Annotated in this window: 14 protein-coding genes; 6 read left to right on the top strand and 8 right to left on the bottom strand. The window is 73.1% G+C overall.

Annotated elements, in window-relative coordinates:
• Positions 1–14: 14 nt before the first annotated feature.
• Entirely contained in the window at positions 15–1,202 is a 1,188-nt protein-coding gene (locus AC5R91_RS01130; RefSeq protein ID WP_495395197.1) for a GNAT family N-acetyltransferase, read from the bottom strand.
• Positions 1,203–1,336: 134 nt separating this feature from the next.
• Positions 1,337–2,320, bottom strand: a complete 984-nt coding sequence (locus AC5R91_RS01125) for a threonine ammonia-lyase (RefSeq protein WP_495395196.1) — start codon at positions 2,318–2,320, stop codon at positions 1,337–1,339.
• A gap of 611 nt (positions 2,321–2,931) precedes the next feature.
• On the opposite strand from AC5R91_RS01125, the gene AC5R91_RS01120 reads away from it, so the two are divergent.
• Together AC5R91_RS01120 and AC5R91_RS01115 are read left to right on the top strand one after the other, a co-directional pair.
• On the top strand, positions 2,932–4,005 hold the full coding sequence (locus tag AC5R91_RS01120; RefSeq protein WP_495395195.1) for a dolichyl-phosphate beta-glucosyltransferase: 1,074 nt from the start codon (positions 2,932–2,934) through the stop codon (positions 4,003–4,005).
• 152 nt (positions 4,006–4,157) lie between these two features.
• Positions 4,158–6,296, top strand: a complete 2,139-nt coding sequence (locus AC5R91_RS01115) for a glycosyltransferase family 39 protein (protein ID WP_495395194.1) — start codon at positions 4,158–4,160, stop codon at positions 6,294–6,296.
• A 298-nt stretch (positions 6,297–6,594) separates the two neighbouring features.
• On the opposite strand, the gene AC5R91_RS01110 is transcribed toward AC5R91_RS01115, so the two are convergent.
• The 3 genes from AC5R91_RS01110 to AC5R91_RS01100 form a co-directional block, all read right to left on the bottom strand.
• Positions 6,595–7,287, bottom strand: a complete 693-nt coding sequence (locus AC5R91_RS01110) for a TetR/AcrR family transcriptional regulator (RefSeq protein WP_495395193.1) — start codon at positions 7,285–7,287, stop codon at positions 6,595–6,597.
• A 214-nt stretch (positions 7,288–7,501) separates the two neighbouring features.
• Positions 7,502–8,572: a DUF2889 domain-containing protein gene (locus AC5R91_RS01105; protein WP_495395192.1), complete on the bottom strand. Its 1,071-nt coding sequence runs from the start codon at positions 8,570–8,572 to the stop codon at positions 7,502–7,504.
• Positions 8,573–8,878: 306 nt separating this feature from the next.
• Positions 8,879–9,823: an alpha/beta fold hydrolase gene (locus AC5R91_RS01100; protein WP_495395191.1), complete on the bottom strand. Its 945-nt coding sequence runs from the start codon at positions 9,821–9,823 to the stop codon at positions 8,879–8,881.
• Positions 9,824–10,205: 382 nt separating this feature from the next.
• Between AC5R91_RS01100 and AC5R91_RS01095 the strand changes: the two genes are divergently transcribed.
• Positions 10,206–12,143, top strand: a complete 1,938-nt coding sequence (locus tag AC5R91_RS01095; protein WP_495395190.1) for an MFS transporter — start codon at positions 10,206–10,208, stop codon at positions 12,141–12,143.
• 756 nt (positions 12,144–12,899) lie between these two features.
• On the top strand, positions 12,900–14,099 hold the full coding sequence (locus AC5R91_RS01090) for an HNH endonuclease signature motif containing protein (RefSeq protein ID WP_495395189.1): 1,200 nt from the start codon (positions 12,900–12,902) through the stop codon (positions 14,097–14,099).
• 288 nt (positions 14,100–14,387) lie between these two features.
• Here the strand turns inward: AC5R91_RS01090 and AC5R91_RS01085 are convergent, their stop codons facing one another.
• Positions 14,388–15,818, bottom strand: coding sequence for an alkaline phosphatase PhoX (locus tag AC5R91_RS01085; RefSeq protein WP_495395188.1), 1,431 nt, complete (start codon positions 15,816–15,818; stop codon positions 14,388–14,390).
• Between the two features lie 140 nt (positions 15,819–15,958).
• Between AC5R91_RS01085 and AC5R91_RS01080 the strand changes: the two genes are divergently transcribed.
• Both AC5R91_RS01080 and AC5R91_RS01075 read left to right on the top strand, forming a co-directional pair.
• Positions 15,959–17,602: an IS1634 family transposase gene (locus tag AC5R91_RS01080; RefSeq protein WP_495394615.1), complete on the top strand. Its 1,644-nt coding sequence runs from the start codon at positions 15,959–15,961 to the stop codon at positions 17,600–17,602.
• 918 nt (positions 17,603–18,520) lie between these two features.
• Positions 18,521–18,865 (top strand): cysteine hydrolase family protein, encoded by a 345-nt coding sequence (locus tag AC5R91_RS01075; RefSeq protein WP_495395187.1) that lies wholly within the window; start codon positions 18,521–18,523, stop codon positions 18,863–18,865.
• Here AC5R91_RS01075 and AC5R91_RS01070 read toward each other — a convergent pair.
• Both AC5R91_RS01070 and AC5R91_RS01065 read right to left on the bottom strand, forming a co-directional pair.
• Positions 18,843–19,514: an alpha/beta fold hydrolase gene (locus tag AC5R91_RS01070; protein ID WP_495395186.1), complete on the bottom strand. Its 672-nt coding sequence runs from the start codon at positions 19,512–19,514 to the stop codon at positions 18,843–18,845. The genes AC5R91_RS01075 and AC5R91_RS01070 overlap by 23 nt on opposite strands.
• Positions 19,515–20,543: 1,029 nt before the next feature.
• Complete coding sequence (locus AC5R91_RS01065; RefSeq protein ID WP_495395185.1) at positions 20,544–20,681, bottom strand: hypothetical protein; 138 nt, start codon at positions 20,679–20,681, stop codon at positions 20,544–20,546.
• Positions 20,682–21,017: the final 336 nt, after the last annotated feature.

The following is a 21,017-nucleotide window of genomic DNA, read 5'->3' as shown; positions in this document are numbered from 1 at the left end:
GTCAGAACCCTGAGTCAGAACGAGGTGAAGACGTACGGCATGCGCCGCGGGAACATCTCGCGCAGATCATTCGCCGCCTGGGTGGAGACTGCGCCGAGCCCCCGTACCACCACATCCTCCGGGTCGAGCACGCCGTAGATCAGTCCGGACAGTCCGGGAACGGTCAACGTCGCTGCCGGTTCGGAGCTCTGTTCACGGTGCACGACGAGCTGCCCGGTCCGACCGTCGAGCACGTACCGCCCGGCGATGAAAGGATCTTCTACGACGTCGACGACCGTGAGGCCCTGTCCGGTTGCCATGCCGGCGAGACCGTCCAGCGACAGAATCCGGGCCATCGGCGCGGGTGACACCGGAAAGGACGTCCGTGCCTCGATCACCACGGCGAGGTCGGTGGCCCACAGCTCCGGGGTCTCGTCAGCCCCGACCGTCACCACGATCCGGGCCACCTGGTCGACGTGCCGGGCGAAGAACTGCAGCAGCAGCGCCCTCGCCAGCGGCCCCGTGGTCAGTAGATCGTCGACGACCAGATCACCGCCGTGCCCGGTGATGCGGTAGGTCGCGGCGCCGACCACCTCATCCCGGACCCGCGCGGTGACAAGCCAGCGGTCCTCGGAGTCACGGATCTGCACCGCCCGGGACTCCGGGAAGACGGCAAAGCCATGCCGCTCGGCCACAAGTCGAAGGGTGAATTCGCGGTAGGTTTCGTAGCCGGCGCTGATCGGCTCCCAGGTGGTGTCGCCATCCAGCTCACGGTGCAGCAACCCCGCGAGGTCGGACGGCGCGAACGCCGCCGTCCGCGTCCTGGGTAGGCCCACGTAGCCGAACCGCTCGTAGAACGACGGGCGGAACGGGTACAACGCGCTCACGACATTGCCGGCGTCACGCATTCGGCCCAGCAGCTCGGTCACCAGGGCCCGCGCGTACCCCTTGCGCCGCGCAGGCGGAAGGGTGGCCAGCCCGGCGACACCAGCCATCTGATACACCGTGCCCCGCACGTTCTGTCGCAGGGGAACGGCCGACACGTCGGCGACGGGGATGTCGTTCTCCTCGGCCACCAGCGAGAAGTGGCTCTCGTAATACCGCTGCGTCGCGCTCAGATTCTCCCAATCGCCGTCGCTCACCGGCGACGGCTCGAAGGCGTACGCCTGGATCGGCAGACTCAACGTCACACGCTCGGCGGCAGTGATCTGACGGATCTTCATATCTCCCACTGGGCCAAGGTTACGTCCTGACCCTCCGCCCACCAACGGCTGGCATCGGCCCAGTGGCCCAGTATTGAGGCCGAGCACGCCCCCGCCGTCGGACTCTCGTGCCTCGTCGAGTCAACCTCGTCGATTCAACCTACGTACCGGACACCAGGGCGCTGGGAAGGAGCCGCACCGACCCAGCGGTGATAGGCGTCCATGTCGACGTTGCTGCCGCACACGATGGTGACGACGTGGCGGCCGGCGAAGCGGTCACGGTCTTCAAGGATCGCCGCGATGCCGAGCGCGGCCGACGGTTCGACGACGAGGCCGGCATGATCGAGCAGCATCCGCATCCCGGTGATGATCGACGCCTCCTGGACCAGCACGGCGTCGTCCGCGACCAGGAGAAGATCGGCCAGGACGGCCGGGATCGGACGCCGGCCGGCGACGCCATCGGCGATCGTGTTCGTCGCATCGGTGGTGACGACGCGCCGCTGGCGCCACGAGAGGGTCATCGCCGGTGCGCCCAGCGGCTGGACGCAGATCACCTCGACGTCGGGCGCGAGGGCCTTCACCACATGACCCACCCCGGTGGCCAGCGCCCCGCCGCCGAGAGCGATCAGGACGGCGTCGAACGACGGCGCGGTGTTGAACGTCGGCGCGGTGTCCACCAGTTCCGGGTCCACCAGTTCCAGGCCGATGGTCGCCGCGCCCTCGCAGGTCTCGAGGTCCAGGCTGTCCTCGACCAACCGGATGCCGTCGTGCCGCGCGACGGCCGCCGCCCGCTCGCGAGCCAGGTCGAAGTCGCCGTCCACCAGCTCCACCCTGGCGCCCAGCGCGCGGATCCGATCAAGCTTGGCCGCAGGGGCGAAGCGGGAGGCCACGACGGTGACGTCGAGCCCCCGGCCGCGACCGGACCAGGCGAGGGCCTGGCCAAGGTTGCCCGCGCTGGCACATACGACGGCTCGCGAGCGGTCATCGGCGAGCTGGCTCGCGACCACCTCGGTGCCGCGGCCCTTGAAGCTGCGGACCGGGTTCGCCGTTTCGAGCTTGATGCTGACCGTGCACCCGAGGTCGGGCTCCAGCGCCTCACAGCGGTACAGCGGAGTGTCGAGAAAAATCGGGTGGATCATCCGGCGAGCCGCCCGGATCCGAGCAGTATCGAGACGCGTCCCCCGCACAACACATCAGCGTAGCGTCGCCGGCGCCGCGCCATTTCGCTGAACGCCCGGCGACCGGAGCCCACAGCACTGTCTGCGTCGGGTCGCCCATGGACGTCTGGCTCGCGCCCGGCAACGCGGCGCGGTTCCGCAGAACACCATGATCACCGAGAGTCGGACTCGGCCCGAACAACCTGCACCCCACCAATCACGCACAGACACGAAGATCGGTCCGCGGCAGTCCCGACCACAAGGCGGTCAGCAGATGCTGGAGGTCAATACCCGTTCACCCGGCTCCGACCGTCATCACCCGCCAGCAACCGCCGACGCGACCGACAGGCACCGGCCGACACAGTGCCCCCGCACGCCACCCCTCGATCACAAATAGATGCGCACCCTGACGGACTCTCGTGCCTCGTCGAGAAAGATGACGCCGCCTGCATCGGTCGCCGGGGAGGCGGAGACGGACGGCCAGGCGTTGATCCGTGCGGCTTCAGTCGTGCGGGCTGTCGGGCGGTGGGGTTCACAGGGATCACACAGAGGTCGCACAGGGTCTGCGCAGGCGGGGGGCCGACCGTGAGGGCATGACACTCCTGCCGATCTCCGACGCCCCCCGCCCCACGGCCCCACGCACCATCGCCCGACACACTGCGGCCCCCCGCACCGTCGACGCGCGGTCCGACTTCCCGCGGTCCTCGAGCCGGCCCGCCGCAGGGCAGGTCGGCCGGGAGGGGCGCGCCGATCAGAGAGTCACACAGCCGAGCCCGCGGCCACCCCGGGCGGATCATCCCGTTCTGGACCTGGTGGTGCCGGTCTACAACGAGGAGCGGGATCTCGGGCCGTCGGTTCGGCGGCTGCACGCCTTTCTCCTCGGCCGGTTCCCCTATCCGTTCCGGATCACGATCGCGGACAACGCCAGCACCGACGGGACCCTGGCACTGGCCCGGGCCCTGGCCGCCGAGCTGCCCGGCGTCGCCGTCACCCACCTCGACCTCAAGGGACGGGGACGGGCACTGCGGGAGGTGTGGTCGGCCTCGGACGCCGACGTGCTCGCCTACACCGACGTCGACCTGTCGACCGACCTGGGCGCCCTGCTCCCCCTGGTCGCGCCGCTGATCTCCGGGCATTCGGACGCGGCGATCGGCAGCCGGCTCAGCCGCGGGGCACGGGTGGTGCGCGGGCCGAAGCGGGAGATCATCTCCCGCTGCTACAACCTGCTGCTGCGCCGGACGCTGCGGGTACGGTTCCGCGACGCGCAGTGCGGCTTCAAGGCCATCCGGTCCGACGTCGCCGCGCACCTGCTGCCGCACGTCGCCGACACCGGCTGGTTCTTCGACACCGAGCTGCTCGTCCTGGCCGAACGCTGCGGGCTGCGGGTACACGAGGTGCCCGTGGACTGGGTGGACGATCCGGACAGCCGTGTCGACATCGTCGCCACCGCCCTGGCCGACCTGCGCGGCATCGTGCGGGTCCGCCGGGCGATCGCCAGCGGCGCGGTGCCCGTCGCCCATCTGCGCTCCTGGATTGGACGCCGCCCGCTCGCCCCGAACTCCGCGCTACCCGCCCACCTGACGCCCTACCCGGACACTCGCCCCCGGCCCATGCGGTCGGACGCCGACCGGCAGGCCGCCTCGGCTGGCACCGGCGCCCCGCGCTGAGCCCGCCCGCCTCCCGTACATCCCGCACTGAACCCGTTCGTCGCTCGCGTATCTCGCGCGCTGAACCGCGGCCGCCGCATCGGCGACGCGACCGACACCGACCTGGCCCGCCCGGGGACGGAACCGCGACAGACAGACCCTGGAGTTTCTCGATGACGACCACCGCACCCGACGTCGACGCGTCCGACACGATCCGGCTCGCCCCGCGGCCGGGCGCCGGGCGCTGGGCCCAACCGCCGCCGCCTCCGCCGCCGGGCAGGGGGCACGGGCGGCTCGGGCGGTTGGCCCGAGGGCCGGCCGGTGATCCGGTCTGGGTCCGGCCGGCGCTGCTGGCCCTGCTGGCCGGGACGGCGTTGCTCTACCTGTGGAACCTCAGCGCGTCCGGCTACGGCAACAGCTTCTACGCGGCGGCGACGCAGGCGGGCTCGCAGAGCTGGAAGGCGCTGCTGTTCGGCTCCCTGGACGCCGGCAACGCGATCACCGTCGACAAGCCGCCGGCGTCGCTGTGGATCTCGGGGCTGTCCGCGCGGGTCTTCGGCTTCTCGTCCTGGTCCGTGCTCGCGCCGCAGGCGGTCGAGGGGGTCTCGGCCGTCGGGCTGCTGTACGCGACGGTCCGGCGCAGCGCCGGCGCCACCGCCGGGCTGCTCGCGGGCGCCGCGTTCGCGCTGACGCCGGTCGCCGCGCTGATGTTCCGCTTCAACAACCCGGACGCCCTGCTGGTCCTGCTCCTCGTCGCCGCGGCCTACTGCACGGTCCGGGCGACCGAGCGGGCCAGCGCGCGCTGGCTGATGCTCGCCGGGACCTGCATCGGCTTCGGCTTCCTCACCAAGCTGGCGCAGGCGTTCCTGGTCGTCCCGGCCCTCGGCCTGGCGTATCTGATCGCCGCGCCGACGGGCCTGGGGCGCCGGGTGCTGCATCTGGCCGGCGCGGCCGGAGCGATCGTCGTCTCGGCCGGCTGGTACGTCGCCCTGGTCGACCTGTGGCCGGCGTCGTCGCGCCCCTACATCGGCGGTTCCACCGACAACAGCCTGCTGCAGCTCGCCCTCGGCTACAACGGTCTCGGCCGCATCCTCGGCTCCTCCTCCGGCGGCGGGGCCGGTGGCGGCGCTGGCGGCGGGATGGGCGGCGGGGCGAACAACGGCTTCGGCGGCGCGACCGGGATCACCCGGCTGTTCGGGTCGAGCATGGGCTCGGAGATCTCCTGGCTGCTTCCCGCGGCGCTGCTCGTGCTGGTCGTCGGACTGTGGCGGACCAGGCGGGCGCCCCGCACCGACGCGGCGCGGGCCGCGCTGGTGCTGTGGGGCGGCTGGCTCGTCGTCAGCGGGCTGGTGTTCAGCTTCATGAACGGGATCATCCATCCCTACTACACCGTCGCCCTGGCGCCGGCGATCGCCGCCCTCGCCGCCGCCGGCGGGGCCGCGCTGTGGCGTGACCGCGACCGGTTCCCGGCGCGGGCGGCACTCGCCGCCATGATCGCGCTGACCGGTGCGTGGAGCTTCGTGCTGCTCGACCGGGTGCCGACCTGGCTGCCGACGCTGCGCTGGATCGTGCTCGTCGCCGCGTTGGCCCTGGCCGCCGCGCTGGTCGCGGGTGCGACCCGGTTCACCCGGGTGACCGCGGCACTCGCCACCGCGGCGGTGCTCACCGTCGGCGCCGGCAGCACCGCCTACGCCGCCAGCACCGCCGCGCATCCGCACACCGGCTCGATCCCCACCTCGGGACCGTCCAGCGCCGCGATGGGCGGCGGCCCCGGCGGCAACGGCGGACGCTTCGGCGCCGGCGGCACCCCGCCCACGGGAACTCGACCCACCGGCACCCCGCCCACGGGCACGGGCACGCCCGCGGGCACGTCGGGATCCTCTGCCGCCACCTCCACGACCAGCGGCACGGCAGACGGCGGCGAGCAGTCCACGAACTCGGCGCTGACCGCGCTGCTGGCCCGTTCGACGACCACCTGGGCCGCGGCCACGACGGGCGGCGCGACCAGCGCGGCGCAGCTCGAACTCGCCAGCGGGCAGTCCGTCATCGCGATCGGTGGCTGGGACGGCAGCGATCCGGCACCCACCCTGGCCCAGTTCCAGCAGTGGGTCGCCGCCGGGAAGATCCACTACTTCCTGGCCGGCGGCGGGGGCATGGGCGACGGGATGGGCGGCGGCCGCGCCTCGGGCACCGGCACCGCGATCGCCAGCTGGGTCGAGGCGCACTTCACCGCCACCACGGTGGGCGGTCAGACGGTCTACGACCTGACCGCCACCAGCACGACCGCGACCGCCACCAGCACAAACGGCTGACACGACAACGGCGACACTGCCCGCCACGGCGGCGACGGACCTCCCGGGGACCATCGCCGCCGGGGCGGGCGTTTCGGCCCCGCCGCCGCAATCAACGCGCCCGAATCAGCACGCCGTCCGGAGGAGGGCGCGATCCAGCACCGACGATCATGGTGTTCCGCAGAACCGCGCCACGCATCCAGCCCACCTTCATTCAGCGATCTTGGTGTTCCGCGGAACAGTACCGCGGGGCAGGGCGGACCTGCGGGCCCACGCCGATCTCCACCTGGACGGCCGGTGGGCAGGAGAGGGGCGCCGGTCAGGGGGTCTCGGGGGCGGCGCGTTGCCTGGCCAACAGGGCGCGCAGGCCGTCCACGATGAGGGTGTCGGCGAAGGCGGTGAGGTCGCGATCGTGGACCTGCGACCACATCGCCTCCACCCGGCTCAGCGCCGGCCACTGCGCGGGCCGGTCGCTCGGGACGCCGGTGCCCGCGCCCTCGCGCAGCCGGCGCTGGATCGACCGGGCCATGCCGTAATCGTGCAGGACGTTGAAGCCGAGCAGCGCGTTCTTCGGCGTCAGGCCGGCGTCCAGCAGGATCTGGAGGTAGCCGTCCATGATCCGCCAGCCCTGGGTCGTGGGCGGGCGGCTGTAGACCAGGACGTCGATGCCCGGCCATGCTTCCAGGGCCGCGCAGGAGCGCCGGCGCAGCTCGCGCAGGCGTACGTCCCAGTCGCCGAGGCCGGGCGGGGGGATCTCGACGTCGGCGAGGACCGCGTCGATGACCAGGTCGACCAGCGCGTCCTTGCTGGGAACGTGGTGGTAGGCCGCCATGGCGGACACCCCGAGCTCCTCGGCGAGCGCGCGCATGGTCAGCGCCTCGAACCCCCGGTGTGTACCCACGCGCAGGGCGGCGGCGACGATGTCGTCGACCCCCAGGGCCCGCACCACACCGGCCGGCGCGCCGGACGCCTGCGCGCCGCGCGCCGCAGCCGGACGGGCACCTGCCGCCACCTCACCACCCGAAACACATCGACGTCGCCGGACGCCGTCACCCTCCCCGCCACCCCGGGGAACGCCCAGCGGACAGTATAAAACCGGCGGCGCGGCGCGGCGCGGCGGGCAGGGCGATCGTCCGACCCCGGTCGGCCAGTCGATCCCGGTCGCTCGGTCAATCCCACTCGGTCAGACGATCCGGGCGATCAGGCCGGTCAGTCGATCCGGCCGGTCAGGCGATCCGGCCGGTGGTGACGAGTTGGTCGACGAGGACGGGGACCTCGGCGAGCGCCCGCAGCGCGTCGTTGAGGTGGGTGCAGCCGTCGGTGCCGACGACGAGCGCGATGACCCGGGCCCGCAGGGTCCGCATCGGCTCGCCGAGCAGCAGGTCGACGTTGCCGGCGGCCGACGGGCAGGTGTCGAAGGGCAGCACCCGCGGGTCCGCGCGGAGCCCGACGAGCCGCATGGTGGCCGGGTCGACGGTGGCGTGCACGCCGTACTCGTGCACGACCGTCTCCACGCCCTGCGGGCTCCACATGCTGTCCCGGAACATCGAGTCGACGGTCAGGACGCCCTGTGGGGAACCAGGCTCGGGCGCGACCACGTCCACCCGGCGCCGGCGGCGGAACATCGCCGAGTCGCCGGGCGGCGCCGGCATCCGGTGCCAGGCCAGCGGGTCGTCAGGCTGCTCCAGGGGATGGGCGGGCACGAGGTTCTGCTCCAACCCGCCGCCCTGGGACATCCGTTCCAGCGGGCCGCCGTCGGCCCGCCAGCCGGAGCAGACCTCCCGCATCGCCTCGACCCGACTGGCCTGCGTCGCCGCGGCGAACCTCGCCAGTTTCTCCTGCTCGCCGGGCCACAGCCGCCAGGCGATCGGCGCCACCAGGGTCGCGCCGGGCATGTCGTCGAGCAGGAAGTGCAGCGGCGATCCGGTGGCGACGTCCTCGGGGACCAGTTCGCGCAGCCGGGCGCGGTAGCCGCGGCCGCCGCTCTGACCGACCAGATCGGACAGGGCCCTGCGGGGGGGCACACTGGTGACGGAGCGCAGCGTCCGGGTGCCGTCGACGGTGACCCGCAACTGCGCGGAGTCGACCACCGTCGCCTGCCCGTCGCGCCCGGTCACGAGGTCGCGGGCGCCGGCGCTGAGGTTCATCGGAGACCCGTAGCCGGCGGGCCAGGTCGCGTTGAGGTGGCTCGTGCGCCGCACCGACCCGGGCACGCGGCGTGGGGCACCGCGGTGTGGACTGCCCGGCGGCGGGGTCAGCTCGGCGAGTGCCGGCAGCGGTCGTACGGGAGACGGCATCTGGACCTCCGAGCCCGGTCGGGCGGCACGCCGCGCAGGCGCACCGCCCATGTGGGCCGTGCCCGCGGCATAACCCGTCACCCTTTACGCAGTAAAGCCAAGTAGTGAATCTACCCTTCACGATCCCGCTGCGCTGGGTGACATCGCCCACGGCTACGCCGGACGCCCGCAGCCCGAGGCCACGGGAGCGGGCATGCTCCCGTTCTGGCCCGGTGCTGGTCGGGTGCGCCCCTCGGTCGGTGGGAGCGGACGAACCTGCTCGGCGACGCCGCGCCGGCCGGGCACTGATCGGCGCGGCGGGGGCGGTCAGGCCGGGAAGGCGAAGTCGCGGATCAGGGTGACGAGCTCCCGCGGGCGGTCGCTCTGCACGGCGTGGCCGGCGCCGTCGACGAGGGCGTAGCGCAGGGCCGGCAGGCGGCGGCGGAACTCGGCGACGTCGGCGTCGTGGACGTACTTCGACTCGCCGCCGCGCACGAGCAGCGCCGGCACGCTGATCGTGTCGACCTCGTCCCACAGCGAGGTGAAGTCGAGCCAGTCCGGGGTTCCCGGCGGGGGCGGGCCGAACAGGTCGTACCGCCAGGACCAGCGGCCGTCCGGCAGCCGGCGGGCGTTGTGGCGCACCCCACGGCGCACCCCGGCGGCGGCCCGCAGCGGGCTCAGCGCCACCGCGGCGTCGGCCATCTCCTCGAACGAGGCGTAGGTCGGCGGTCCGGAGACGAGTGCCACCGAGCCGCGTTCGGCCGTCGTCATCGTCCGGCTCGGGTCGTTGACCTGCGGGGTGACGTCGACGATCACAGCGCGGCGGCAGAGGTCGGGGCGCGTCGCGGCGAGATGGGTGACGGTCAGGCCGCCGAGCGACATGCCCACCACGACCGCCGCGTTCGGGGCCACGGCCGGCAGGGCGGTCTCCAGCGCCTCGACGTTGCGCCACGGACCGTAGTCGCGGTCGGCGCGCCAGGACGACCGGCCGTGGCCGGGCAGGTCGAACGCCACCGCCGGCCGGCCCAGCGCGAGCGCCACGTAGTCCCAGGTGTGGGCGTTCTGCGCGCCGCCGTGCAGGAACACCACCTCGGGATCGGCGGTGCCCCAGCGGATGTAGCTCAGCCGCCGGTCGGCCGCAAGGTCTACGTAGCCGCGGCTGACGTCGGGCCGGCCCGCGAACGGCAGGCCCAGCTCCTCGGCGTTCTCGTGCAGCAGTCCGAACTCGTCGTAGTCGTCGGCCGCCAACGTGCTCTCGACATCGGTCGCCACGTCGCCTCGCTCTCCTCGCGCCGGCCTCGATCCGTCCAGCGAGCAATGTAGGACGCTCCGGCGCCGAGATGCGCCGAGATGCGCCGCTTCGGGCCGCGAAATCGCCCCCCGAGGCGGGAATGCCGATCGACAGGCGTGGTTGTTAGTATGAGTCAAGCAACTATCCGACGTGGACGCGGGGCACACGGTCGACCCGACCAGAAGGCCTGCGCCAGACGCAGAAGGCACCCGCCCGACGCCGAAGGTGCCCAGGCCCCTCACCGCAGAGACGAGATGCACCCGGCCCCCGGCGGCCCCCCTCGCGCCCATGCCATGCAATACGCCCGGCACCGCCCGCAGCGGCGGGCCCGGCCCGCATCGGTGATGGAGGGAGCAGCGCCGGATGTCCACGACAGCGGGGACTCCGGTCGACGCAGCGCGCCGGCCACACCAGGACGACCACTCGGGATACCGCTGGATCGCCCTGTCGAACACGACCATCGGGGTGCTGATGGCGACGGTCAACAGCTCGATCGTCATCATCTCCCTGCCCGCGATCTTCCGCGGGATCCACCTCGATCCCCTGCAGCCGGGCAACGTCAGCTACCTGCTGTGGATGCTGATGGGCTACATGCTCGTCTCCGCCGTGCTGGTGGTGACGCTGGGCCGGCTCGGCGACATGTTCGGCCGGGTCCGGATCTACAACGCCGGCTTCGCCGTGTTCAGCGTCGCCTCGATCGGGCTGGCGCTGACCCCCTGGCAGGGCTCGTCCGGGGCGCTGTGGCTGATCGGCTGGCGGGTCGTGCAGGGCGTGGGCGGCGCGATGCTCATGGCCAACTCGACGGCCATCCTCACCGACGCCTTCCCCACCCGCCAGCGCGGCATGGCACTGGGCATCAACCAGGTCGCCGCGCTCGCCGGCTCCTTCATCGGGCTGGTCGCCGGCGGCCTGCTGTCGGAGTGGAACTGGCGCGCGGTGTTCTGGGTGAGCGTGCCGATCGGCGTGGCCGGCACGATCTGGTCCTACCGCAGCCTGCGCGACACCGGCCGGCGCGCGCCCGCGCGGATCGACTGGTGGGGCAACATCACCTTCGCCGTCGGGCTGACCGCGCTGCTCGCCGGCGTCACGTACGGCATCCAGCCCTACGGCGGCCACGACATGGGCTGGCTGAACCCGAAGGTGCTCGCCGCGCTGATCGGCGGCGCCGCCGTCCTGGTCGCGTTCGTCCTCATCGAACGGCGCACCGCGCAGCCGATGTTCAACCTGGCGCTGTTCCGGATCCGGGCGTTCACCGCCGGCAACGCGGCGGTCCTGCTGTCCTCGATCGCCCGCGGCGGGATGCAGTTCATGCTGATCATCTGGTTGCAGGGGATCTGGCTGCCGCTGCACGGCTACGACTACGTCGACACGCCGCTGTGGGCGGGCGTCTACCTGCTGCCGCTGACGATCGGATTCCTGGTGGCGGGCCCGGTGTCGGGCTTCCTGTCCGACCGGTTCGGTGCCCGCGCCTTCGCCACCGGCGGCCTGACGCTGGTCGCGGCGACCTTCGTCGGCCTGCTGCTGCTGCCGACGGACTTCAGCTACCCGGCGTTCGCGGCGCTGCTGGTCCTCAACGGGATCGGCTCGGGCCTGTTCTCCGCGCCGAACACGACCGCGGTGATGAACGCCGTGCCCGCGGCGGCCCGCGGCGGCGCGTCCGGGATGCGCGCGACCTTCATGAACTCCGGCCAGGTCCTGTCGATCGGCCTGTTCTTCTCCCTGATGATCGCCGGGCTGTCCTCGACGCTGCCGCACTCGCTGCACAGCGGGCTGGCCGCGCAGGGCGTGCCCGCCGACGTCACCGACCGGGTGGCGAACCTGCCGCCGGTCGGCAGCCTGTTCGCCGCCTTCCTCGGTTACAACCCGATGCAGAACCTGCTCGGCGACGGCACCCTGCACCAGCTCCCCGCGGCGAACGCGCAGGCGCTGACCGGCAAGGAGTTCTTCCCCCACCTGATCGCCTCGCCGTTCCACCACGGCCTGATCAGCGTGTTCTCGCTGGCCATCGCGATGTCGCTGATCGCAGCCGTCGCCTCCCTGCTGCGCGGCGCGCGGTACGTCCACGTCGAGACGCTGCTTGCCGCCGAGGCCGCCGCCGGCCCCACCGCAGACGGCCCCATCACCGCCGACGGCGCTGTTCTGGCAGGAAGCAGCCATTCGACGGAGATCAGCCATCCGGTCGCGAGCAGTCGCCCGACCGAGAGCAGTCAACCGGCCAAGGGCGTCCTGCCGGCAGAGCGGATGCGGCCATCCGCCCAGGCGGGCGTCGACCTGGACGCGCCGACCGTGCGGATCCCCTAGTCGCACTGCCTGTGGCCGGGGGAGGCGGACGGCCGTCCGCCTCCCCCGGCCACGCCGACGTTCTCCCACCCGCGCCAGCCGCGCCAGCCGCGGCGCCCGCCGGCCCGCGCCGCCTGCGGCGCCCGTCTGTTCGCGTCGCCTGCCTGCGTCGCCCGCCTGCCCGCCTGTCCGCGTCGCCCGCCCGCCCGTCCGCCCGCCCGCTTCGCCCACCTGTCCGCGTCGCGTCCTGCGCCTCCGGGCCTGCAACGACTGCCGTCCAGCTCTGCTGCTGCGGACGTCGGCTGCCGCCGCGGTCGCCCTTTCTGGGTGGCTACCGGGAAGCTCGGCGCGCCGGTATACCAGCCGAGGGCCGGTACCGCCCACGGACTGCGAAGGGTGTGGCGGCCAGATCTGGTGTGTGGTTGGCGTTGTTCGCGCGGGGCGTGCGGGGTGCGGGTTGGTTCCCGTGTCGTCTCCGCTCACAGCGTACGAACATATGTTCGACATCCGGCCTGTGTTGTTCTACCGTTGACCCATGGTTTTCGACGACGACCTCGGAGACGGCCCTGACCCGCCAGCCCGCCTCGCCACGATCTCCCGGCAGGTCGACGGGCTGCTGACCGCGCAGGCATGGCAGCTGTCGGACGGGGAACCGGAAGGACTGATCGAGGGGGTGAGCCGGCCGACCGGCCGGGTCGCCGCCGTGCGGGGCCGGCTGTTCGTGGAGGCCCAGGATCGTGGTTTCGCCGTGCGCCACGGCGCCACCGATCTCGCGGGTTGGCTACGCGACCGGCTGCGGCTGACCACCCGCGACGCCAGGTCACCCTCGCCCGCGACACCACCGCCTGCACCGCCACCGGCGCGGCCCTGGCCGACGGGACCATCACCGCCGAACAGGCCGTGGTCATCGGCGAGGCCATGCGCACCCTACCCACCGAAGTCACCCCCGACCAGCGGGCCGCCGCCGAACAGGCCCTCCTACGCTTCGCCGACCAGTTCGACCCCATCCACCTGGTCAAACTCGCCGCCCGCCTCCGCGAAACACTCACCACCACCGACACCTCCCCCGGCGGCGACGACCCCCACACCGACAAACACACCAACCCCAGCACCGGCAGCGGCAGCCGCGGCGGCGGCGTTGGTGGCGGTGGCGATGGCGGCAAGACCGGCAGCGGTGGCAGAGCAGGCGGTGCCGGTGGCGGGAACAACGGCCGGGACAAGCCGAGCCCGGACCCGGCCGACATCCGCCGGTTGACCCTCACCGACACCCCGACCGGCACCACCGTGATCAACGGGGAACTCGACGCCGAAGCCGCCGCCCTGCTGCGCACCGCACTGGACAGCCTCGCCGCCCCCCAGCCCACCACCGACGGCACCCCCGACCGGCGCACCCCCACCCGCCGCCGCGCCGACGCCCTCATCAACCTGATCACCCGCGCGTTGAACGCCGCAGCCGTTCCCGACAGCGGCGGGGTACGCCCACACCTGACCGTCACCATCCACTGGAACACCCTGCTCGCCAGCGGCGCCACCCCCGCCCTGACCAGCCGGGGACTTCCCCTACCCCACAGCACCCTCGCCCGACTGTCCTGCGACGCCGAAATCAGCCGGATCATCCTCGATCCCGCCGGCGTCCCCCTCGACGTCGGACGATCAACCCGCGTCGTGCCGCCCCAGCTACGCCGCGCGCTCGCCGCCCGCGACCGAGGCTGCACCTTCCCCGGCTGCGACCGGCCACCCTCCTGGCGCGAAGCACACCACGTGACCTATTGGACACACGGCGGGGTCACCGCCCTCCACAACCTCGTCCTGCTCTGCGGCCACCACCACCGCCACGTCCACCACGACGGCTGGACCATCACCTTCACCGACGACGGACACCCCGCCTACATCCCACCCCGGCACATCGACCCCCACCAAACACCACGCCAAAACCCCTACACCCACCCACCCGACCTCCTGGCCACCGTCAGCTGACAGTCGGCCAGTCCGCCAGCCCCACGCTGCCGGTCGTCACTCCTGCCGACGGCGTATCACGCAGTGACGGGCTTCGGTGGCGTCGCGATCCGGTCTGGCGGACCGTCCGCGCGGAACCTCGGCGAGCCAGAACACGATGGAGGTGCGATGTCCTTGCGCGTAGCAGCGGCGTCCGTCTTCCTCCGGCGGACCGCCATCCCGCCAGCCTGGCGGCATCGGAGCTCCCGCCTGTCCGAGCGAGCAGGAGCTCCAAGCGCCGCCCGACCACCGACGTCCGCCCAGGACCGGCTAGGCGAGCGTGCCCCAGGGTCCGGTGATGACGCAGGTCAGGCCCGGGTACTGGAGGTTGACGAACAGGTGGCGGCCGTCTGCGGTGAACCGGGCACCGGCCGTCTCGCTCGCGCCCACCGGTCCCGGCGCAGGGAAGTCCTCGGCGTTCCAGTGGTGCAGGTCAAGCGGGGCGATGACCTTCGCCAGGTCGACGATCCGGCCGGCCGTGGTCAGCAGCCGCAGGTAGTTGTCGCCGCCCGCGGCGTCTTCGCCGTCGCCGTCCTCGCAGAGAACGACGCCGCCGTGCGGGCCGACGGTCAGCCCGTCGGGCTGGTCGAGCACGCCGCCGTCGCGCGATTCGTAGCGCAGCGTCAGCACGCCGGTGTGCAGGCCGGTGGGCCGGTAGGTCCACACCTGCCCCTCCTCTGCGTCCCCGGCCTCGGAGGCGACGAAGGTGAGCTGGCCGCCGGCCCAGTCGGCGCCCTCCAGGCCGAGGAAGCGGGCGCCGCCGCGGGCCCGGCCCTGGGTGTAGACCGATCCGGGGTTGGACTCGGCGTCCGACGGGTCGGGGTGGTCGATGTCGACCCAGGCCACCGGCAGACGCTCGCCGACGCGCTGGCCGGTGGCGGTGTCGTAGGTCGGCTCGCCGCGCACAGCGAGCATCTGCAGCCGTCCGCCGGCCGCCAGCCTCCCGGGGCGGTTCGGCAGGAAGCGGTAAAGCCCGTCGCCGGGGTCGCCGTTGTCCTCGGTGAGGTAGACGATGCCGGTCGTGGGGTCCACGGGAGCGCACTCGTGCTCGAAGCGGCCCATCGCCCGCAGCGGCAGCGGCGACACCGGACCGCGGGCGTTCGCCGGGACCTCGAAGACGTAGCCGTGCGGCCGTTCGTAGCCGGCGGCCGTCCCGTCCGTCGTCTCCTCGCACGACAGCCAGGTTCCCCACGGCGTCGGCGAGCCGTTGCAGTTCTCCAGCGTCCCGTTGAGCACGAGCCGGCTCTCCCGCAGCCGGCCGGCCGCCAGGTCGTAGCGCGACCAGGTCACCCCCGCCGGCGCGGCCCGGTCATAGGCCTCGCGCGGGCCGAGCGCTCGGCGCTGGACCCCGGGCAGGTCCGGGTCGATCTCGTGGTTGCGCAGCAACACCACCGTGCCGCGCCCGCCGTCGAACAGCGCCTGGCCGTCGTGGGCGATCGGGGTGGGCAGCCCGTCTGACATCGGCGTACCCGCACCGCCGAACGAGGTGTATCGGAACCCGGGCGGCAGGGCGAGCTCGGCCCCGGCGGGCCGCAGCGATCCGAAGCCGGCCGGTGCCGCCGAGGAGCCCGCCGGTGCTACCGAGGAGCCGGCCGGCGTCGCGGACGGCGCGGCCCACGCGGGTCCGGCGAGCCCGGGAGCCAGTCCCGCCCCGAGCAGGCCGAGACCCGTCGCCGTCAGCACGTGTCTGCGTGTCGCCATGCCCGTCCCGCCCGCCACCGGAAGATGCGGCGGCCGGACGACCGCCGCCGGGCACGCTAGGCCTGTCTTCCGCACGTGCGTGCGGTGAGACAGTTACTTGATCGATTGTTCGGATCGGGTCGGGTTGATCGGGATCCGTGGTGACGGGTCTGGGACTGTTCGTGGCTGTGTCGGTCGTGGCGGGTTACGGGCCACCGAGCGTGGAGAAGCCGCTCGGTGTGCTCCCCGTCGCGCGGGACTACCTGGCCCGCCTTGATCTGGCGGGCACGATCGACCGGCTCGCCCCGATGCGCCAGGACGTCAGCCGCGTCAGCCACGGGCAGGTCATCGCCGCCCTCGTTGCCAACCGGCTGACCTCGCCGACCCCGCTGCTGCACGTCGCGTCGTGGGCCCGGGAATGGGCGGTCGAGGAGATGTTCGACATTCCCCCGGACGCGCTCAACGACGACCGGGTCGGCCGGGCGCTCGACGCACTCGCCCCGGTCTGCGACCAGGTCGCCGGTTCGGTCGGCGCGGCGGCGATCGCCGCGTTCGGCCTCGATGTGTCCCGTTTCCACTGGGACATGACCTCGATCTCGCTGCACGGCGCCTACCCCGAGGTCGACGCCGACTACGCGACCCCGAAGTACGGCCACCCGAAGGACCGCCGGCCCGACCTCAAGCAGGTCCAGACGGGCCTGGCCACCACCGGCGACGGCGGGGTGCCGCTGCTCCCGCGTGCCTACGACGGCGGCGCCGGCGAGGTCGCCCAGGTCACCGGCGCGCTGCGCGCCCTCGTCGAGCTCGCCGGCCCGCGCGCGTTCCTGCTGGTCGGGGACACCAAACTCGTCTCCTACGCCAACCTGACCGCGCTGACCTCCACGCCCGGGGTCACGTTCCTCGCCCCGGCCCCGAAGACCGTCGTGCCCGCCGAGGTCCTCGCCGCCCAGGACTGGGCCACCGCCACGATCATCGAGCATGTCCCGGCCCGGGACCGGGACAGACCGATCCACCAGCGGGCCAGCTACCGCGCCCGCGAGGGCATGACCGTGCTGCGCGGGCCGCAGAAGAAGAACCCGCCGGTCACCGTGCGCACGGTGTTCGTCTGGTCGTCGGCGAACGCCCAGGCCGCGAAGGCGGCCCGCGCGCTGAAGCTGGACCGCGCCCGCGCGGCCCTGGACACCCTCGCCCGCGCCGCGGGCAGCCACCACCTCTACCGCACCGAGGCCGCGGTGACCGCCCGCCTGGCGTTCCTCGCCACGAAGCACCGGGTCTCCCGCTACCTGCTCGCGGAGACCAGCGCCGACCCGGAGACCGGGAAACCAGCCCTGACCTGGCAGTTCGACCAGACGGTCCTGGACGCCGAGGCCGCCACCGACGGCTGGTACGCCCTGCTGACCAACCTGCCCGACAGCGTCGGCCCGGCCGGGGTCCTCGCCCGTTACAAGGGCCAGGAGGTCTCCGAACGCCGCTACGGCGCGTTCAAGGGCCCGCTCGCGGTCGCGCCGATGTTCCTGCACTCCAACCAGCGCATCCACGCTCTCCTCCACGTGATCTGCCTGGCCCTGCTCGTCTTCTCGCTCATCGAGCGACAGGCCCGCCTCGGCGCGGGCCCCGACGGGAAGATCCCCGGCCTCCACGCCGGTCGTCCCGCCCGCCCCACCGGGGCACTCATCCTCAGCACGCTGGGCAGGCTGCGCCTCGTGCCCGCCCAGAACGGCCAACCCGCCTACATCCCCCGCCCACCACACCTGCACCAGCACCTCCTCGACATCCTCGGCGTCGACCCAACCCGACCACCTTGATCGATAACCGGGTCGGCTGGCGCATCGAAATCCCATGTGCGGAAGACGGGGCTAGGAGCAACGAACGACGACCCGGTGGCCCGCGCCTGTCCGCCCGGCTGACGCGAAGCGAACAATGCCGCCTTTTCCCAGCTCAATCCGGCATACCGGGCACATCGCGCCGCCTCCCTTCGAGCGGGCAAGCCCCGAAGGCGGATCGACCGCGCAGGTCCGAGGCCGGCTGGACCGTGGTCAACTCACGAGCTGGGCGCCGGGCGCGGGGGCCAGGGACGGCTGCGGGGGGCCAAGGGCGGCCGCGGGCCCAGGGACGGCCGCGGGCGCGAGAGGCCAGGCGCGGGCGCGGGGGGCAGAGGCGGGCGGGCGCGGGCGGGCGCGGACCGGGGACCCGGCCATGAGCGCCGTTGCTGACGATCAGTGCGGATCGTTGTTGGACACCTGCCGCAGCCGCGGGCGGGCTCGATCCTGGCCCGGGCCGGGTCGGCTTCAGCGCCGGCCGCGGCGGACCATCGAGCCGGGCCGCCCGGCGGAGGGCAGGGGCGGGTTGGGCGACCGCCGGGAGGGAGTCGCGGTGTCCGAGGCGGCGACGGGGGACGGGCAGCCTGTGGACCCGAGCCGGTGGGCGCTGCTCACCATCGACGTGCAGAACGATTTCGTCCGTGCGGACGGACCCGGCGCCATCGCGGGAACCGAGGCGCTGCTGCCGACGATGGCCCGCGCCGCCGCCGGTTTCCGCGCGGCCGGGCTGCCGGTGTTTCACCTGGTCCGGCTCTATCTACCGGACGGCTCGAACCGGAGCGTTGCCGGCGCGCCTCGATCGCCGCCGGCAGACGCCTGGTCTGCCCCGGCAGCGACGGCAGCCAGCTCCACCCCGCGCTGGCGCCGCCGGGCGGCGGCGCGCGGCTGGACGACCAAGCGTTGTTGGCGGGCGCCACTCAGCGGCTTGGCCCGCGCGAATGGGCGCTGTTCAAGCCCCGGTGGGGCGGGTTCTACGCGACCCGGCTCGGCGACGAGCTGCGCGCGCTCGACGTCGGCACCGTGGCCGTGGTCGGCGCCAACTTCCCCAACTGCCCGCGGACGACCGTCTACGAGGCCAGCGAGCGCGACTTCGACGTCATCGTCGTCGCCGACGCGATCTCGCGGATCTATCCGCGGGGACTGGCCGAGTGTCGCGACATCGGCGCCCGGGTGCTCGACACCGGCGAGCTCCTCGACGCGCCTGCTCCCACCGCCGGCACGGCGGCTACGACACGGCCCGGCGGGTGAACCCGTCCAGCAGCACGGCGAGGCCGGCCGGGTCGGTGAGCATCGGCAGGTGGCCGCCGGGAATCTCGACGGGGTCGACGCCGAGGGAGAGGCGGGCGCGGTCCCGCTCGGTCTCGAGGGCGAACATCTCGTCGTCGGCGGCGCAGACGACGACGGTGGGCAGCGCGGCCCGTTCCGCGCGGCCAAGGGGGTAGCGGCCGGCGGCGGGGGCCATCGGCCGCAGCCGGGCGGCGAGGCGCCGGGCCCGTTCCGATTCCAGCCGCGGGTAGAGCGCCGCGACCGCCGCCGACGGATTCCAGGCGCTGATGCCGTCGGGGTCGGCCGGTGGCCAGGGGAAGCCCGCGCGCAGCGGGCCGAGACCCGGGCACAGGAGCACGGTGAGCGCCCCGGGTAGCGCCGCCGCGACGAGCTGGGCGTAGGCGGCACCCATCGAATGTCCGACGATCACGACCGGCCCACCGTCGTCCGCCCGGGCGACGGACAGGGCGGCGAGAACGGGGCGGACGCGCTCGGCGTAGGTCGTGGCGGGGTCACCGAGCGGCAGGTCAGGGGCCAGCACCCGGTGTCCACGGGAGCGCAGGTCGACGACGACGTCGTCCCAGCAGGTCGGGTCGTGCCAGGCCCCGTGCAACAGGCAGATGACCCCCACCGGCCAAGGCTAACCGGACCCCCGCCGGCACCGACCTCCCGAGGCCACCTGGGCCGCCCGCCGGCACCGACCGGCGCGCGGAGCGACCTGACCTGTCGCCGGGCGCCGGCACCACACGGCACGGCGGCGGCGGTGCGGCGCCAGTGCCTCGCGGGCCGGAATTCCTCCGGACCATGCGGCGCCCACCCACCCCGCGGGGCGTTGTCCATCCGTTTCGAATACTCTGCGGATGCGACGGCGTCGGCTGGCCGCCGGGCCGGCCTCGAGCGAACAGTTGCGCGATATTCACCCAACAGATGCGCGACCATTGCTCCGTGTTGGTCCTACGCTCATACCTCTAGACAATCCGGAGCCGACCGCAAAGATGTCTCGTTGTTCTGCACACTCCGGATGGTGGGTGCAGCCGGCCGGATTACGGCACCCGGGCGACCCCTCGCGGCCGACCCGACACGGCAGCGGGCGATTCCGGTGGGGACGGGATCGTTCCGTGCTCCACGCATTCGAGCGAATGATGACGACGAGCGGCCGGCGCGCCGGGAAATCATCCGCCGGGACGACGCCACCGCGGCCCACACCAGCCTGTGTACCTCAGCCTGTGCACCTCACCGCCTGGATACCTAACCGACCGGGGCAATTCACCACCTGCGCACCCCGCCGACCTGCCCATGTCACCAGCCTGCGCCCGTCACCGACCCGGCACGCCGACGACCCGGCCCGTCACCGACCCGGCAGGCCGACGACCCGGCACCGGCGGGCGCCGAAGCCGGCAGGTTACGCAGAGCCGCAAGTCAAGCAAGTCAGGCAAGACGGACGCAACGGTCAGACCGCGCACACCTGACAGACAACGCGGACCGGGCGATTGGGCGCCCGATTGGGGGGCCCTGTGGTCACTTCGGGGCACACGATCCTGTCGTCCGGACTACTAGAGGAGTCCGGACGGGCTCTGGTGCCAACCGGCGATCTGCTTCATGGAGAGGCCCCTCGGCGGGCGCTGGCGCTTCCACCCGCCGAGGGGCGGTGCCCCGCCGCTCAGCGACCACCGGTACGGCGGCAGGGCACGATCCGGTAACCGGCGATGCCGGCGAGGGTGCGGGCGTGTTCCTCCGCGAGCGACGCCTCTGACCAGCCGAGGAGGGTCTCGACGGGACCGCCGTCCGCATCGAGCACCGTGATCGCGTAGTCCGACGCCCGCGGGCCCTGGGGCGGGATCCAGTGCCGACCCGGCCGGCGGACCGGCAGGCTCCGCGGGGGTACCCGAATCGGGGAGGGACGGGGGGCCCGAGTGGTCGGTGTGCACGGACCACATCGGTAGTCGGGGTGCCGCCGGTATCGGGACCAAGGTCCCGTCGCGCCACCCGTGTGAGCCAGATTCGGCGGAATGTCCCCCCCATCCCGGGTAGACCCCGGCAGAGTCGAGGACGAATCACCCCCATCGGGGGTCCGCGATGTGGCGTGCACAACCTCTTCGTCCTCGAGGGGAGGGGATACGGAACTCGGTATTCC

Source organism: Frankia sp. BMG5.60 (genome assembly GCF_059428125.1).
Note: the sequence above shows the minus strand (reverse complement) of the source record. Positions and strands in the feature narration are given on the sequence as shown.